The sequence below is a fragment of the Thalassospira australica genome (assembly GCF_044790785.1).
Classification (GTDB): Bacteria; Pseudomonadota; Alphaproteobacteria; order Rhodospirillales; family Thalassospiraceae; genus Thalassospira; species Thalassospira australica_A.
This window is the reverse complement of sequence record NZ_CP085258.1, coordinates 1,906,032-1,922,750: the sequence shown is the minus strand read 5'-3', so window position 1 is coordinate 1,922,750 and position 16,719 is coordinate 1,906,032. Positions and strand designations below refer to the sequence as shown.

Below are 16,719 nucleotides of genomic sequence, written 5' to 3'. Positions count from 1 at the left end.
CAAACCTCCCCTGAATTGATTTTGTTTTTAACGGCGGGGCCTGTTATGCCCCCGCCGCGATCGGGTTCGTCTCGTTTACCGGGCGTAATGCCATTCCGGCAGCCACAGCGCGATTTGCGGGAACGCCATCACAATGCCCAACGCCAACGCCATGATGATCACAAACGGTGTGATCGATTTATAGATGTCCTTTAACGTCACCTCTGGCGGGGCCATGGCACGCATCAGGAACAGGTTGTAACCGAACGGCGGCGTCATATAGGCGATCTGGCAGGTGATGGTATAAAGCACGCCATACCAGACCAGATCGAAACCAAGTGCCCCGACCAGCGGGACATAAAGCGGTGCTACGATCACCAGCATCGCCGTGTCATCAAGGAACATGCCCATCAGGATGAAGGAAATCTGCATCATGATCAGGATCTGCCATGGACCAAGACCCATCTGATCGACAAAGAAGCTTTCGATCGCGCGAACCGCACCCAGCCCGTCAAACACCGCGCCAAATGCCAGCGCCGCCAGAATGATCCACATGAACATGCAGCTGATCGACAGCGTCTTGCGCAGGGTTTCTTCCATGACAACGCGGTTCAGACGACGCTTGAACAAGGCAGCTAGGGTCGCGGCAAGCGCACCCACCGCCGAACTTTCAACAAGCGAGGTAATCCCCATCAGGAACAGGCCGGTCATCGAGAAAAAGATGAACAGCGGAACGATCCCGGCTTTCAGCAGGCCGACCTTCTCGCCCCATGTGATTTCCGCGCGCTCTTCCTTGCTCAGTGCCGGGCCCATGCTGGGCTGCAGCCAGCAGCGAATGGCGATATAGACGATGAACATGCCCGCCATCAGCAGCCCGGGGAACACCCCCGCCAGCCAAAGCTGTCCGACCGGCTGACGCGCGATCATGCCATACAGCACCAGAACCACACTTGGCGGCACCAGAATACCAAGCGAACTGCCCGCCTGAATAACCCCGGTCACCATGATCTTGTCATAGCCACGCCGCAAAAGTTCGGGCAGTGCAATGCTCGCCCCGATTGCCATTCCGGCAACGCTTAGCCCGTTCATGGCCGAAACCGCTACCATCAGGACAATCGTCCCGATGGCAAGGCCACCGCGGACCGGTCCCATCCAGACATGGAACATCCGGTAAAGGTCATCTGCCAGACCGGATTCCGAAAGCATGTATCCCATATAGACAAACAGCGGCAGCGTCAGAAGCGGATACCACTTCATCAGCTTCATCGCGGCACTGAACGCCATTTCAGAACCGCCATCCCCCCACATGCCAAGGGCAAAAACAACGGCAACAAAACCGATGGCACCAAAAACCCGTTTCCCGGTCAGAAGCATCAGCATCATCGTGGAAAACATCAGAAGAGCGATCATCTCGTAACTCATGAAAGGCTCTCCCCGCGGGCGGCTGCCAGATCCTTGAAGAAGGTTGCGATGGCCTGAAGCAACATCATGAACACGCCAAAGGTCATGATCGCCTTGATCGGCGTCATCGGCGGCGACCACGCCGAATAACTGGTTTCGCCATATTCGAACGCATAGAATGTCGATGACACGCCGCCATACAGCAGAAACGCCAGATAAAAGATCAGAAACAGGATGGTGATCGCATCAAGCCCGGCCTGTTTGCGCTGCGACAAGGCGCCATACAGCAAATCCATCCGAACGTGCGAGTCCAGCTGCATGGAATATCCCCCGCCCAGCAGGAAATAGGACACCATCAGGAACTGCGCGGTTTCCAGTGTCCAAAGGGCCGGAAAATCCATCATTTTGGTCGCAGCAGAATATAAAAGCACCGCCAGCATCGCAAAGATCAGATACATCGCAAACCGGCCGATGATCCGGTTCACGCAATCGACCCATCTGACATAGGTCTTGATAAATTCAGGCATCTAACGCCACCCCGAAATCTCCCTGTTCTATCGGATGCAATAATGGCTGGTTGTCATCTGCAAATACCATTCCCTCCGTTCGCATCCGATGGCGGCGAACGGTGATGCGAAATGCCTTACCGCCGGGGAAAAACCGGCACGCTCGACATCGTCACCAAATCTGGATGGAAGTATCCGCAGCCCTGACAACCCATATTGCATCCCCTTGTCTGCACAACCTTTTGCAAGGCCGTACCGTGTGATGAACCGCCTCCCGGGCGACCGGCTTTTGCCAAGCCGTTGAATTGTTGCACCGCTTTTCGCGGTACGGGTTTTATCCCTTCTGTAACGAACGTTACATGATTTCAATTTTGATGACAAGAATATCAAATATTGTAAAATTCATTACAATCATTGTATTTGTAGGTCAGACAAGGTAAACCGCGCCCGAACAATGCATAAGCGCACTTTGCGGGTGTTTGGCCATTCCGTGTGAATGGCATAACCGGGGAAATATCGCCTTTGAATGTGAAGCAGCAGGCAACGAAACCGACAGTCGCCGAACAGATCACGCAAAAAGCCGATACACTGACCGCATCGGAACGCAAGCTGGCCCAGGCCCTGCTTGGCAACTATCCGATGGCCGGTCTGGAAACGGTGGCGACCTTTGCCGAACGGTGCGGTGTTTCCGCTCCGACGGTGCTGCGCTTTGCCAGCAAGATCGGCTTTGACAGTTACCCCGATATGCAGGCGCGCCTGCGCGTCGAACTCGAAGCCCGCCTGCAATCGCCCCTGACCCGAAGCAGCCTGCCCCGTTCGCGTAACCGGTCGGACCATCCGATGGGCGAATTGCTTCATGACATGGCCGAAGCCACCATCAGCAACATCCGCACAAGCCTTGCCAATATCAATCCGGCCGAACTGCAAAGTGCCATCGAACTGATCGGCGATTGCAAGGGATCGGTCTATCTGCTGGGCGGGCGGTTTACATCCGCCCTTGCGGTTTACGCCTATGAACATCTGCGCACCATGCGAAGCCATGTGCGCCGCGTTTCGGGTCAAAGTGCCAAATGGGCCGAAGACCTTCTCGATGTCGGCAAACGCGATGTTTTGCTGGTCTTTGACGTCCGGCGTTATCAGGCCGATGTCATCGCCTTTGCCGAAGCCGCGGCAAAGCAGGATGCCAAAATCATCCTGTTTACCGATCAATGGCTCAGCCCGATTGCGCAATTCGCCCGGCATGTCTTTCCGGTCCGCATCGAGACCGGCGCCACATGGGATAGCTCGGCAGCCAGCATGGTGATGCTTGAAACCCTGCTTGAAGGTGTCGGGCAACATAATCCCGAACAGGTGCGTGCGCGCATCAAACATCTTGAAATGCTGCGCCGCCCGCCGCAATCGTAATACGCAGCGTACATTCGCCGCAGTAATGATTGAAACCACCGCCGCACCGCGATAGCTTGGGGCATAAATTGTACCCCCAAATACCGGAGCCGCACCGATGCACCCCTTTTTCATTTTCGTGAAATGCGATCTGGGCAAAGCCTATGACGTTGCCACAGCACTGGTCGAGGAAATCGAAGGGGTCTCTGAAGTCTATTCGATCTCCGGCCCGTTTGAATTGCTGGTCAAGGTCTATATCGAGGACGGTCAGGACATCGGGCGCTATGTGAACGAAAAAATCCATCTGCTGCCCCATATCAAGGACACCCAGACGATTATCACCTTTAACGCCTTCACCTGATCATCGGGCGAAGAACGCAAACAAAAACGCGGTGAGATTTACACCGCGTTTTTCTTTGTCCGGATCACGTGTCCAGACAGGCGTCGGGGCTAATTGCGCACCACATCGCGGATCACATCAAGGATGATATCGGTCCCCTTTTCAATCAGGACCACATCGTTGCCAACAATCTGGCGAATGGCATCCGAACGATATGGCAGACGCGACTGCAAATCCACCGGAAGATCGCGCTTGGCAATCCCCGGGGGTAAGGTGCCGCCGCGTTCAAGCTTCATGGCAATGCCTGGTGGCAATCCGCCTTTCCCGTTGCCCTTGTTCTTGCCACCTTTGCCGCGATTTTCGTCATCGCCAATATTGCGGTCAACCGCATCAAGCACGTCATAAATGATGCGCCGTTCTTCTTGGCTAAAACCGCCCGATTGCGCGATTTCGTAAACTGGTGCGGCAGCCGGTTTGCTCGCAGCCGCCGTTGCCGTCAGAACCATCACTGCCAGCAAGGTCGAACCCGCAAGTAACAATCGCTTGGCGATGGACTTGAACTGATCGAAATACATCATCGCAACCTCATCGAATTATTAAAGCTGATCCATCATAGATGATGTTCGGGAACGCCATTAGTGAGCCCGCCTGTTACGATAACGTTTGGAATGATTGTTTTATTCCCGGCCCAAAAGAAAAAGGCACCCTGTTCGGATGCCTTGATCAATGGCGGGCAAGGAGGGATTCGAACCCTCGATAGGGCTTTTGACCCTATACTCCCTTAGCAGGGGAGCGCCTTCAGCCACTCGGCCACTTGCCCTTTATCTCTTTGGTGTTCCGTGCGGAACGACGCCTTTCTTAAACATCGCATCAATCCATGTCAATGCCGGAAACAGGCGACTTGGTCGTTTTCTTTTATCAAACCGGGCGAATGAAACCACCAGCTTTTTGAAGGGCTTTGCCATTGCCTTTTGCGGTTGAGGATCAAAAGAGTCTTCAAACCATCATATTGCTGTCATCGCACCGAAAAACTTGCCTGTCATAAGATCACGGTAATCTTCTTTTTCCCGTTTGAGACAGAAAGCAGGTTAAAGCATCATGCGTACCGTTTATCAGAGCACGGATGACCTTGGTCATACCCTTCGAGCCCTGAAGCTTAACAAGGAAGGCCACAATAGTCCGGTCTATCTTGGCCTCGTCATTCACGATCGCGAAGTTCTGTTCCGCACCCGTGAAAACTCGTCACGCGAGTTTGTCCTGCAGAAGATCAAGGAATTCGTCGCGGCCAACAGCCCGACAATGAATGCCCAACCGGCCTGATGGCCGGTTTTTTATTGCCCGGATACAGGGCGCGGTTATTCTCGCCCGGTACACCACGCGATACGAGATCGCGCCGGGGCGAAACTCCCCGTTCGCCCTGCAACTCCAACCGCCGGTCTGTTGACCGGCGGTTTCTTTATCCGGCTTATGCCCGCTGCGTAACCGCCTTCCGCCCGCCAAGCCACATCAGGACCATGGCCATCACCAGTATCGGCAGAACCCCGAAATTGATGATGTTCCATCCCGCCCCGGCAATCAGCGCACCAGCCACCAGCGATGCCACCGTCCCGGTAATGCTGTTACCAAGTTCCATCAGGCTTTGCGCATGGCCGCGTTCCGATGCATCATGCCCCTCGCCCAAAAGCGTCGTCCCCGCCAGCAGCATCAGATTCCAGCCGATCCCCAGCAGAAACGAACTGATCAGAAATGCCGAAAAACTGATCCCCGATACGGCAAACGCGACACTGAACAGAAGTGCGAGCGCACCGACCATCGCCATCAAACGCGCCCCGAACCGGTCAATCATCGGTCCAGCGAAAAAGGCCGGTAAAAACATGCCGATAATGTGCCAGCGAATGACATTCGCCGCCGTGTCGACATCAAACCCGCAAAACTTCATGGCAAGAGGTGTTGCCGTCATCACAAGGATCATGATGCCATGCCCCGCCGCACTGACTGCAATCGCCCCGCGCAACCTTGGACGGCGTAACAGTTCCAGCATGATCGCCCCGCCCGTGCGGGTTTTTGCCGGAACCCCGCCATCACGCAACATCAACATGATAAGCGCCGCTATTGCTGCCAACCCGGCAAGTGCGAGATACGATCCGGCAAACGGGATCGCCACCATATTGCGGGTATGGCTGGCAATTTCCGGCGCAATCAGGGCTGCCAGAACACCGCCGCCAACCACCAGTGCCGCCGCACGGCCCTTCTGATCATCGCGCACTGCTTCGAGTGCGGCATAACGGTAATACATCGCCGATGCCTGATAGCCGCCAATCAGCAACGTGCCGAGACACACCAGGCTGAACTCTGCCTGATAAACACCACCCGCCACCACGGTACCGCCCAGAACCCCGCTGACCGCGCCCAGAAACAATCCGGTCCGCCTGCCATAATACTGCATGATCATCGCCAACGGATGCACACAGGCAAGGTTCCCCAGCAGCAATAACGCCAATGGGAGGGTCGCCAGTTCCGGCACGGGTGCCAGATCAATTCCGATCAGTGATGTCAGGGTTATCCCGATCAGCGAACAGGACCAGTAAAGCGCCTGGGCAATAAACAGCAGACGCACCGATCCATTGGTCAGTAACAGCATGTTGCCAACTCCAATAAAAACAGATGATTACGAAAATATCTTCGCCGTTCCCCTAAACCGGAACGGCCACCGGCCTTCGCCCGAAACGATCAGCATATTCCTGCGGACTGACAGATAAATGGCGTTGAAAGGCCCGGCGCAGGGTTTCCGGATGGCCAAAACCGCAAAGCCGCGCCACACGCGTCACCGTCATGCCATCATCCTGCAAAAGGGCACGCGCGGCTTCGATCCGGACCCGTTCAACATAACGTGCCGGTGTCATGCCCAGATCACGGGTGAATACCCGTGAAAATGTCCGTGCCGACATCCCCGCACGATTTGCCAGAACTTCCAGCGACAGATCACTGTCCAGATGGCCCGGTATCCATTCCAGCAATCCGGCAAGCTGGGCAGTCGCCCCGATGGCAGGTGTCAGATAGGCCGAAAACTGTGCCTGCCCGCCCGGCCGTTTTAAAAACATCACCAGCCGCCTCGCCACGGCAAGGGCAATCGCCCGCCCGTGATCGGCCTCCACCAGTGCCAGCGCCAGATCAATACCCGCCGTTACCCCGGCGGATGTAAAGATATGCGGATCACCGTCCAGGCCAGTCGCGTCATAACTATGCAGCCGATCCTCGATCACATTGACCTTGGGGAAATGCGCGCGCATCTCGTCGCAGCGCGACCAGTGCGTGGTTGCCATCCTGCCATCCAGAAGCCCTGCCTCGGCCAGGATCAGCGCACCCGAACAGACGGAACCAAGCCGCCCGACATGACCGTCTGCCCGCGCCAGCCATTCCAGTATATCCGGACGCTGACGCAACCGGGTAACGCCATCGCCACCGGCAATCAGGACGGTATCGGTCGCCGACAGATCAAGGTCCCGCCAATCCAGATCGGCATAAAGTTTAAACCCGCCCGATGTCGGTACCGGCCCGGCGGCATCGGCAATCACCAGCACCTCATAGGCCCGTTCGCGTCCCTGCCGTTCCAGTTCGCTATTGGCCGATGCAAAAACCTGCAACGGCCCGACAACGTCAAAGCTCATGACGTCGTCAAAGGCAAGGCAGGCAATGGTTTTGCTACTGGTTTTGCGGTCTGGCATGGCAATCCCCGTTCATCAGGAATACAGCATGCCTCAGGATGTTGTTGGCAACAATGACAAACACCCCACGAATCTTGCCACAACATCTGTTGTCACAATTTTCGCGGGGTGTGTCTCTTCGCAGTTTTTACTGCGTCTCCCCACCAAACTCCGGATCGACCGCCCTAAAAACCGCTTCGCTGCAGCAGGGCATAGAAGTCACGTATCGTGCCTTCCTTGGCTGTCATATCCTTGATGTCATCAACCAGCTTGTCCGTAAAATTGGGTTGCTTCAGGTATCCGACAACCCTTTTTCGCGCCATCGATGCCGATTTGCCTTCGATCAGAACGCCGCTTGAACAGAACTGCACCAGCATATAGGCACGCTTGCGCAGATGAAGTGACGGATTATCGATGCGCTCGATCACCTTTTCGCGCACCAGATAATCGGCCAGTCCCTCGTCCAGCTTGTCCCCAATGCGCTGCTTCTGCTCGTCGGAAAGTTTCGATGCCTGAAGCGCATCATTCATCATCGTGACCGTCGCCATTTTGTCGCGCGGTTTGGCTTCACTGTCACAGAATGCACGCAATGCCCGCATATCCTTGACCGTATCGATCAGCATATCGAACAACTCATCCTCGAAATCTTCGACAATCCCCGAATTCACAACTGCCAGAAGCCACGCCATCTTGCGGAAGTTCGGCCCCATGCGGCTGTTGATTTCCGCCACTCCGTCAATCAAGGCACGGGGACCGCCGACATTGCGGATACGCGCCCCGCGCTCGGCAAGAGCAGATACCATTGGCGCGCCATAAACAACGCCCTTCTCGTTCACCAGCCGGTCCAGAATGCCAACCAGCGGATCGGGATCACTTTCATGACGGGTCAGGCTGTTCGCACTACGCAATTCGCGAACGATATAGTCAAACAGCGCGTCCTGCGACGTCGCCAGCAACCCGGACCCGAACAGCGGGTTCAGCAGTTCAAGAATATCATCGGCAGAACCGCGATTGCCACGCGCCCGCCCCATCGCCAGGTCGATATGCAGGATCACCGCATCGCCAAAACTGCGCGAACTGCCAAGCAATTCCTTCAACGCCACCGGCGATCCAAGAATATCGGCAATAACATCATCCAGAAGCTTGCGCGCGGCCTCGTCTTTCTCGTCACCCTTGACCTTTAGTGCCAAATCAAGCTTGCCCACCCAGTTGCGGCTTGATGACAATACCCGGGTCAGCGCGACCATGGTCAGAAAGTCGGTATCTTCCGCAAGGTTCAGACGGCGAATTTCATCGCGAACTTCGGAAATGGTGGCATCTTCAAACGCCGGAAGGTCAACCTTCTCGACCTCGCGCGCGCGGGCAGCCAACTGTTCTATCGCGCCATGCAGCTTGTTCATGGCCTCGATATGATCGCCGTCGGTCGCCTTGGCATGAATGCCGGCCACCTTGTCGACTGCGGTTGGCATCAGGGTATCGTGGAACATCAACTTGCGCAGGTTCTGGTAATTATACATTACCTCGCAAGGTGTCAGGATTTCCTGTTCGAAATATTTGCGCAGCAGACGATTGATCGTTGCCCGGCTTTCCGACTGCAACAGGTCGTTATCGGAATCGCAAAGCGGCGCATCATCAATGGCCGAGACACGGACATCCTTGTCGTCGTCGTCGCCGGCACCCTGCTTTTCCAGAAGAACCTTTTCGATATGTCGACCATCAGCGCGTTCCCAATCGCGAACAACCCTAACGGCAGAGACCTTGGTCTTTAAAAGCTTTTCAGCCTCGCTAACCGCCTCTTTTTCGACATCAAAGGTCGAATGAATAATCCAGCGTTCCCCACGCTGGACCCGTACTTCAAATGTCGTATCCGACATAACGCGCACTGGCTCCCTAACTTCCTGTTTGGGGCGGCATTTACATGCCAAAACTCAGTCAGGCGCGTGTCCCGTTTTTTATATTTATACTTCTTTATAAGGTAATTCTGATTCTGAAAACAATAGGGCGAACTCGAACTTTTCCAATAACACCGAAAATCATTGCTTTTCGGTGAAATCCTGCAATCCACGATGATCAATGATACATCATCACAACCTTAGATACATGTTCTTAAGTCTAAGGAATCTGCCTTCCGGCCCTATTGATAGGAACGGGCAATCGAATCACTCAAACGTACCAAAAGATCGCTCATCGCGGCAACCGTCCCTTCGGTTGTCGTATCGCGAGGCATCATCGAATCAGAAAATCGTTCCGATACAACGGTTTCGCCACTATCGAAATTGACGATTTTCCATCGTGCAGATATTTGCACCGATCCGTCAGGTTGGCGCTCGAAACCGCCAATGTCGACAACGATCTGCCAGACGACACCATCGCGCGAATTCCACGGGAATGTCTCGATCCGTTGCGGATGCAGCCGACGATCCAGATTTTCAATCAGCACCCGCTGGATATTTTCATCCAGAGGTTCGGCCCAACGGTCGAACTGATTGATCACAAGACGGTTGTCACTGCTGCGCGTCACAATCTGGCTGCGATCCAGATGGCTCGGGATGGTAATCGGCCCGATCCCCATCACCGCGGTCTTGCCGTTGCCTGACGGGCCGGAAACGTCGTCCGGTGACAACACGAAATAGCGTTCCTGAACCGGGGTACTGCATGCACCAAGCATCCCGATCGACATCGCCAGCATTGCACCGGCCAACCGGTTTCGGATCGTTGTCATCTGCATCATTCTTCCTCCCGGCGGCCCGGTTTACCCAAAATCAGGGCATTCGGATTTTGTTCAAGGAATTCGGCAAGATCGCGCAACGACCGGGCTGCGGCCGACAATTCCTTCATGGTTTCCTCGAAATTATAGCGGACCGGCGAACTGGGCGATGTCACATCGCGCACCCCGCCAAGCGCTATCTGTGCGGTTTCCAGTGCTTTCTGGGTTGCCGGCAACACGCTGGTATCAAGGTTCGTCACAAGCTGGTTCACCCCGGCGGCGGCCTGTTTCAGGCTGTCCATCCCTTCGATGATTGCAGGTGATGTAACGATATTCTCCATGCCCTCGACAGTCCCCAGCAGACGAATACCGATTTCCTCAATCGGGAATGTCTCGACCTTTTCAAGCAACGAGGACAGCGAATTGCTGATCTCGTCGATTTTCTGCGGCAATGTTGGCAGTTCGGGAATTTTCCCCTGCCCGTCGCCCAGATACCGGGCCGGTGTTACCGGATGCATACCAAGATCGACAAATAGCTGACCGGTGATGAAGCTTCCGGTTTTCAGGCGTGCCCGCAGGCCGCGCTCGACCAGAACATCCATGATCTGCGCATAGTCGGTATTTTCGGGACCCTGCCCGCCGACCATCTGCACCCGTTCCGGTTCCAGTGTGACCTCGACCGGCACCCGGAACGACTGGTTCGGTACAACATATTCCAGATTGACGCTATTGACCTTACCCACGCGAATACCATTGAACTCCACCGGTGCCCCCGGTGTCAGTCCGCGAACCGATGAATCGAAATACAGCATGTATTTCTGGGTAATCCCGTGTGCCAGAATTTCCGCCTGCTTGCGGTTATCATTCAGGCGGAACACCGTATCGGACTTTGCCGTTTCGGAATCCAGGCTTTCTTCCGGCGTATAGAAATTGATGCCGCCGGCCAAAACCGACCGCACCGATTGCGCACGCACGGAAAAGCCCTCTGCATTCAGATCAAGACTGATGCCGCTGGAATTCCAGAACCGGGTATCCCGCTTAACCAATGCATCAAACGGTTTGCGAATATAAATCGGGATCGAGACCTTCTCGGCCGACGTGTCCAGACTGGTATCAAGAACCTCGCCAACCTCGACCCCGCGCAGAAGAACCGGTGTTCCCGACGCGATCGAACCGAGCTCCTCCGCCATCAGGATAAACCGTGTTCCGTCCGATCCATCAGGCACATATTCCGGTTCTTCCGATCCGGTAAACTCGCGGGCCTCCTGGCCCGACCTGTCAGGAACCACTTCGATATAAGCACCCGAAACGATGGTTTGCAGTCCTGAAATCCCCTGTGCCGAAACACGCGGACGTACAACCCAGAATTTGGTCTTGTCCGTCAGATAAGGTTCGAAATCGGCATTCATTCGCAGGGTCAGAACGACCTGTTCGAAATCGTCACTCAGATTGATTTCGGTGACCTGCCCGACATCGACATCGCGATAACGCACGGCGGTTTTTCCAGCCGTCAGTCCCTCGGCTGTCTCGAATGTAACAGTGACTTCAGGCCCCTTGGAAACGGCATCGCGCCATAACAGCCAGCCGCCGATGATCAACGCCACAATCGGCACAATCCAGATGATCGGCAGGTTCTGAAACGCCTTTTTCACATCGGGTCGGCCTGGCTGCCCCTGACCGGCAGTCCGGCTGGTGTCGTCCGTCATGCTGACATCCCCTGTTCCTTTTGCATTCCCGCCCGATCCCAGATCAGCCGCGGATCAAATGCCATCGCCGACAGCATGGTCAAAATGACCACGGCACAGAAGGCCACGGCACCAAAACCCGGTGCGACGGTTGCAATGTTACCCAATTTCACAAGTGCTGCCAGTATCGACACCATAAACACATCGATCATCGACCAGCGCCCGATCAGTTCGGTCACGCGATAGATCAATGTCCGTTCACGAAGCGGCCCGGCAAGCCCCAGCCCCGTTGCGGCATAAACCCAGCCCAGCAGGATAATCTTCATGATCGGCACCACGATGCTGGCGGTAAAGACGACAATGGCAATCGGCCATTGCCCGGATTGCAACAGCACCACCACCCCGGAAAGGATCGTATCGGATTCCGCGCGCCCCAGATAGGTGATCGTCATGATCGGAAAAATGTTGGCCGGGATATACAAAACGACCGCCGTCACCAGCAGCGCCCAGGCCCGCGACAGGCTGCCCGACTTGCGATGATGCAGATGCGTCCCGCAACGCGGGCATTTGCCCCCGGTTTCCCGTGCGGCACTGTCCGTTACGACAAACGCACAGGTCTCGCAGGTCATCCAGCCTGTTGCCTTTTCCTGCCCGGTACCGGCACGCAATTCTTCCAGATCCTCTAAAGTCGCATAACGCAAATTTTCCGGCGCCAGTCTCCGCCAGATCGTCCTTGTATCCAGCGTCGTGCTCATCAGCAATGTCGTCGGGATCAGAAAACAAACTGCATAAAAGGCTGGCCCCGCAATGACATCAGCAAAATCCGTCAGCTTCGTCAGCGCAACCAGAAGCCCGATCAGAAACACATCCAGCATCGACCAGGGCCGAATAACAGCCAAAACACGCCAGACTGCCCGCAAACCCGGCACCACGAACCCGAGATAAAGCGGGGCCAAGACATAAATATAGGCTCCGATTAGCATCAGCGGAGCAACGATAGAGGTCAACGCCACCATGAAGGCCAGAAACGGGAACCCTTCCTGCCAGAAGGTCGCAACTCCGCTTAACAGTGTGTTGCTTTCCGTTCTCCCCTCCATGGCAAAGGTCAGGATCGGGAATGAATTGGCAATCAGAAACAGGACAAGTGCAGTGATGGCAAATGCCAGCGGTCGTTCGACCGTCCCCTTCTGCGCCTGATACAAAGGCGACCCGCACCGCGTACACCGCGCGACAAAGCCCGGCGGGATGTCGTATTCGACATGCAGGTAATCGCAATGTTCACAGGCAACAAGGCGATGCGACATTCAATCTTCCTGTTTCCATAAGGCGTTAGCGCACAATCTGGAAGTCATATGAGTAAGCGGCAGAATTCATCCCCTGTCAAATCCGATCACCCGCAAAATGGCCTGAAAGGCATATCGGCAAACCTGAAAACAAACGCGATCCCAACCCTTTAGTTCCTGATTTGGGGCAAATAATGGCGCGCTTCGCCCAGAACAATCTCGTTCACCTGCGACAGCAACCCGCTTTGCATGTTCCAGTGATGCCAATAAAGTGGTCGTTCGATCACATGCGGGCATGGCTGCACCAGACGCCCGCTTTTCAAACCGTCCGTTGCCTGATGCTCCTCGACCACGGCATAGGCAATGCCCTGCTCGGCCACGGTGACGAAGCCTTGTGAACTCGGCACCGTATGGGCCGGAAACTCGCCCGGCACCAATCCGAAATACCGGTTTAAAAACTGGTTCTGCAGTTCGTCATGGCGTGAAAAATTCACCGCCGGGCAGGATCGCAACGCATCCGCCGTTACACCATCGGCAAAGTACCGGTCGCGGAATTCCGGTGACACCACCATGATATAGCGCATCGCCCCCAATGGCCGCACCCGGCACCCCTGTATCGGATCGGGCCGCAAACTGACCGCACCCAGCACGGTGCCGGCCTGAAGTGCCTCGTGATTAAGTGCCTCGTCCTCGACCGTCAGATGCACCAGCAGGTCAAGCTCATCAAACAGCTTCTTGGGCACATTGACAAACCATGTCGCCAGACTGTCGGCATTCACCGCAATCGCGATCTGGCCAAACCGGTTGGCCGAATGCAGCTTTGGCAATTCCTCATACAATTCCTGCTCAAGCAGACTGACCCGCTGATAATGCTGCAAAAGCCGCTTTCCGGCATCAGTCGCGGCTATCGGTTTGGAGCGGATGATCAATGGCTGCCCCAACCGGTCTTCCAGCAACTTGACCCGCTGCGATATCGCCGATTGCGTCAGGCCAAGATCACGCGCCGCCTTCTCAAAACTGCCATGACGAATCACTTCGGCGCTGGCTTGCAACAGCTTGTAATCGATCATTTTATTATCCTTGCCTCATCCACCAGCCACATGCCTCTTCATCGATGCATCACCTGTCTCCAATAATGTATCACCCGCATAGAGCAGCTCGCTGGCAGCAATGATATATCGCCCCCATCAGGACTGTATCCCCCGTCGTCACGACTATGCTGCCGTGCTACTTAAACAGCTTGTGAGCCGAATGATAACGGGGTTGGTCATACGCTGCCTCGCGCATTTCAATCATAAAATTTACTAATACTATATCATGATAATTCGATTTTCTTATTTCTTAAAGCTGCTATCCCTGCCCCATCAACAGCGATTTTGCGGGATGAAAAATGCTTCTGACCTTTGCGACCGGATTTGGCCTTGGCGGCGGACTGATCATTGCGATCGGGGCGCAGAACGCCTTTGTTCTGGGACAGGGATTGCGCCGCAACCATCCGGTGATGGTGTCATTTGTCTGTGCGCTGTGTGATGCCGTGCTGATCGCCGCCGGTGTTGCCGGTCTGGGAACGCTGGTTGCCACCTACCCGATCCTGACCAAAATCGCGGCATGGGGCGGTGCGGCCTTTCTGATCTGGTACGGATTTGGCGCGCTGAGACGTCTGTTTGAAACCGAAACCCTGTCAGAAAGCGATGTGAAACAAGCCGGTTGGAAGGCGGTACTGTCGACCACACTGGCCGTGACCCTTCTGAACCCGCATGTGTATCTTGATACCGTTGTCATGCTGGGCGGGATTGGCGGGCAATTCCCGGCTGATGAACGTCTGACCTTCGCGCTTGGTGCGATGAGTGCGAGCTTTGTCTGGTTCTTTGCCATCGCTCTTGGGGCGGCGTGGCTGGCCCCCTATGTGGCGCGACCGATTACGTGGAAAATCATTGACGGGGTGACCTGTGCGGTGATGTGGCTGGTGGCCTATACATTGATCGCGCCGGAAATCATGCTCCTGCTTCATTCCTAAGAAAAAATGAGCAATCCATGCGATTAAACACTTTTTGTGAAAAATAAGGATCGGGCAGCTTATTTGCTCATTGCTTCCTTGAAATGCTGCCGGCAGACCGAGACATAACGATCATTGCCACCGATTTCGACCTGGGCCCCCTCGCGCACCGTATTGCCGTTTTCATCAACCCGCAGAACCATCCCGGCCTTGCGTCCGCAATGGCAGATTGTCTTAAGCTCGCTTAGCTTGTCGGCCCAGGCCAGAAGCCATTTTGAGCCTTCGAAAAGCTGCCCCTGAAAATCGGTGCGAATGCCATAACACAGCACCGGCACGCCAAGCTTGTCGGCGACATCGGAAAGCTGCCAGACCTGATCCTTGGTCAGGAACTGCGCCTCGTCCACCAGCACGCAATCAATCCGGCCTTCATCAAGCTTTTCCTTGATCAGGGCGCACAGGTCGGTATTGCCGTCAAACAGAACCGCCGGGGCTTCAAGGCCAATGCGCGATGCGATCTTGCCAACACCAAACCGATCATCAAACGCCACGGTCAGCAGAAGCGTCTGCATGCCGCGTTCCTGATAGTTGAAACTGGATTGCAAAAGCGTCGTCGATTTGCCTGCATTCATCGACGAATAATAAAAGAACAGCTTGGCCATGATTCCCCCTCAAGATCGTTATTGGGGAATAGCCGATCAATCGGGATTGATCAATATGACAACGGCAGCCAAAAACGGTTATCCGCCATTGCGGCCCACATCGATGTCACGCAATTCGCGGCGCATGAAATCAAGCAACGACTGGATTTTGGCACTGCGCGTCACTCCGGTCGGAAACACGGCAAAGACTTCAAGATCGGGCAATTTGCAGTTCGGCAGAACATGCACCAGATCACCACGCGCAATTTCATCGGCAATATCACAAAACGGCACAACCGCAAGCCCATGCCCACCACGCAGGAATTGCAGGCGGGCGGTTGCATTATCAACCCGGACGCTGCCCGAAACCCTAATGGATTTTTCCTGATCATCGCAGGTCAGACGCAGGGTTTCGGGTACCCGGCTATACATCACCCAGTCATGATCGGCGAGCTGCTCGGGGGCTTCGGGTAACCCAGCGCGTGCAACGTAGCCTTCTGACGCCGCAATGATCCCAACAGCCAGGTTCCCGACGCACAGACCGATGCCACCAAACGGTTCGAAGGTGATGCCGACGCCCAGAAGGTATTCTCCAATACCGTAACGCTTGATGGCCTGAAAGCCGACGATTATGACGCGCTGTTTTATCCCGGTGGCCACGGGCCGCTTTGGGATCTGGCGATTGATGCCAAATCCATCGCACTGATCGAGGCATTTGTCGCACAGGATAAACCGGTCGCCGCCGTCTGCCACGGCCCGGCCGCGTTCGTGAATACCAAAACCAAGGACGGCAAGCCGCTGGTGGCTGGTAAAAAAGTCACCGGTTTCACCAATGACGAGGAAAAGGCCGTCGGCCTTGAAAAAGTCGTGCCGCTTCTGATCGAGGACGAATTCACCAAACAGGGCGGTCTTTATGAACGCGGCGATATGTGGGCGTCCCATGCGGTTGTCTATGGCAAACTGGTGACCGGCCAGAACCCGGCATCCAGCGATGCGGCCGCCGACGCGGCTATCAGATTGCTGGGTAAATAATCGCTTGACCTTCCAGCAACTGGAAGCCCCATAGTCAGGTCATCGAATCCAAACTTATGGAGCCA

At 55.3% G+C, this 16,719-nt stretch carries 17 protein-coding genes and 1 tRNA gene; 5 read left to right on the top strand and 13 right to left on the bottom strand.

Features of this window, described 5'->3' with window-relative positions; genetic code table 11:
• Positions 1-75: 75 nt before the first annotated feature.
• Together LG297_RS09210 and LG297_RS09205 are read right to left on the bottom strand one after the other, a co-directional pair.
• Complete coding sequence (locus LG297_RS09210; RefSeq protein ID WP_404426615.1) at positions 76-1,401, bottom strand: TRAP transporter large permease subunit; 1,326 nt, start codon at positions 1,399-1,401, stop codon at positions 76-78.
• Positions 1,398-1,907 carry a TRAP transporter small permease subunit gene (locus LG297_RS09205; protein ID WP_404426614.1) on the bottom strand — a complete coding sequence of 170 codons (510 nt, stop codon included), beginning with the start codon at positions 1,905-1,907 and terminating at the stop codon, positions 1,398-1,400. Before LG297_RS09205 ends, LG297_RS09210 begins: the two co-directional genes overlap by 4 nt.
• A 507-nt stretch (positions 1,908-2,414) precedes the next feature.
• Here LG297_RS09205 and LG297_RS09200 point away from each other — a divergent pair.
• Together LG297_RS09200 and LG297_RS09195 are read left to right on the top strand one after the other, a co-directional pair.
• Entirely contained in the window at positions 2,415-3,290 is an 876-nt protein-coding gene (locus LG297_RS09200; protein ID WP_404426941.1) for a MurR/RpiR family transcriptional regulator, read from the top strand.
• 97 nt (positions 3,291-3,387) lie between these two features.
• Entirely contained in the window at positions 3,388-3,630 is a 243-nt protein-coding gene (locus LG297_RS09195; RefSeq protein WP_007089884.1) for an Lrp/AsnC ligand binding domain-containing protein, read from the top strand.
• 89 nt (positions 3,631-3,719) lie between these two features.
• On the opposite strand, the gene LG297_RS09190 is transcribed toward LG297_RS09195, so the two are convergent.
• Both LG297_RS09190 and LG297_RS09185 read right to left on the bottom strand, forming a co-directional pair.
• The gene (locus LG297_RS09190; RefSeq protein ID WP_404426613.1) at positions 3,720-4,187 is read right to left on the bottom strand and encodes a hypothetical protein; all 468 of its coding nucleotides are present in this window, start codon (positions 4,185-4,187) and stop codon (positions 3,720-3,722) included.
• Between the two features lie 149 nt (positions 4,188-4,336).
• Positions 4,337-4,429: transfer RNA gene (locus LG297_RS09185), tRNA-Ser, on the bottom strand.
• A 278-nt stretch (positions 4,430-4,707) separates the two neighbouring features.
• Between LG297_RS09185 and LG297_RS09180 the strand changes: the two genes are divergently transcribed.
• On the top strand, positions 4,708-4,929 hold the full coding sequence (locus LG297_RS09180) for a hypothetical protein (RefSeq protein ID WP_404426612.1): 222 nt from the start codon (positions 4,708-4,710) through the stop codon (positions 4,927-4,929).
• Positions 4,930-5,074: 145 nt separating this feature from the next.
• Here the strand turns inward: LG297_RS09180 and LG297_RS09175 are convergent, their stop codons facing one another.
• The 7 genes from LG297_RS09175 to LG297_RS09145 form a co-directional block, all read right to left on the bottom strand.
• Complete coding sequence (locus tag LG297_RS09175) at positions 5,075-6,250, bottom strand: MFS transporter (RefSeq protein ID WP_404426611.1); 1,176 nt, start codon at positions 6,248-6,250, stop codon at positions 5,075-5,077.
• Positions 6,251-6,302: 52 nt separating this feature from the next.
• Positions 6,303-7,334, bottom strand: a complete 1,032-nt coding sequence (locus LG297_RS09170) for a GlxA family transcriptional regulator (protein ID WP_404426610.1) — start codon at positions 7,332-7,334, stop codon at positions 6,303-6,305.
• A 164-nt stretch (positions 7,335-7,498) separates the two neighbouring features.
• Positions 7,499-9,187: a hypothetical protein gene (locus LG297_RS09165; protein ID WP_404426609.1), complete on the bottom strand. Its 1,689-nt coding sequence runs from the start codon at positions 9,185-9,187 to the stop codon at positions 7,499-7,501.
• A gap of 260 nt (positions 9,188-9,447) precedes the next feature.
• The gene (locus LG297_RS09160) at positions 9,448-10,044 is read right to left on the bottom strand and encodes a membrane integrity-associated transporter subunit PqiC (protein ID WP_404426608.1); all 597 of its coding nucleotides are present in this window, start codon (positions 10,042-10,044) and stop codon (positions 9,448-9,450) included.
• Positions 10,041-11,726, bottom strand: coding sequence for an intermembrane transport protein PqiB (locus tag LG297_RS09155; RefSeq protein ID WP_404426607.1), 1,686 nt, complete (start codon positions 11,724-11,726; stop codon positions 10,041-10,043). The genes LG297_RS09160 and LG297_RS09155 overlap by 4 nt, the downstream gene beginning before the upstream one ends.
• Complete coding sequence (locus LG297_RS09150; protein WP_404426605.1) at positions 11,723-13,009, bottom strand: paraquat-inducible protein A; 1,287 nt, start codon at positions 13,007-13,009, stop codon at positions 11,723-11,725. The genes LG297_RS09155 and LG297_RS09150 overlap by 4 nt, the downstream gene beginning before the upstream one ends.
• A gap of 149 nt (positions 13,010-13,158) precedes the next feature.
• Complete coding sequence (locus tag LG297_RS09145) at positions 13,159-14,058, bottom strand: LysR family transcriptional regulator ArgP (RefSeq protein ID WP_404426604.1); 900 nt, start codon at positions 14,056-14,058, stop codon at positions 13,159-13,161.
• A gap of 320 nt (positions 14,059-14,378) precedes the next feature.
• On the opposite strand from LG297_RS09145, the gene LG297_RS09140 reads away from it, so the two are divergent.
• Positions 14,379-15,005: a LysE/ArgO family amino acid transporter gene (locus LG297_RS09140; RefSeq protein ID WP_404426603.1), complete on the top strand. Its 627-nt coding sequence runs from the start codon at positions 14,379-14,381 to the stop codon at positions 15,003-15,005.
• Positions 15,006-15,064: 59 nt separating this feature from the next.
• On the opposite strand, the gene LG297_RS09135 is transcribed toward LG297_RS09140, so the two are convergent.
• Positions 15,065-15,643 carry a thymidine kinase gene (locus LG297_RS09135; RefSeq protein ID WP_404426602.1) on the bottom strand — a complete coding sequence of 193 codons (579 nt, stop codon included), beginning with the start codon at positions 15,641-15,643 and terminating at the stop codon, positions 15,065-15,067.
• Between the two features lie 78 nt (positions 15,644-15,721).
• Entirely contained in the window at positions 15,722-16,375 is a 654-nt protein-coding gene (locus LG297_RS09130; RefSeq protein WP_404426601.1) for a LysR substrate-binding domain-containing protein, read from the bottom strand.
• Here LG297_RS09130 and LG297_RS09125 point away from each other — a divergent pair.
• Positions 16,262-16,654: a type 1 glutamine amidotransferase domain-containing protein gene (locus tag LG297_RS09125; RefSeq protein ID WP_404426940.1), complete on the top strand. Its 393-nt coding sequence runs from the start codon at positions 16,262-16,264 to the stop codon at positions 16,652-16,654. The genes LG297_RS09130 and LG297_RS09125 overlap by 114 nt on opposite strands.
• The last annotated feature ends 65 nt before the right edge of the window (positions 16,655-16,719 follow it).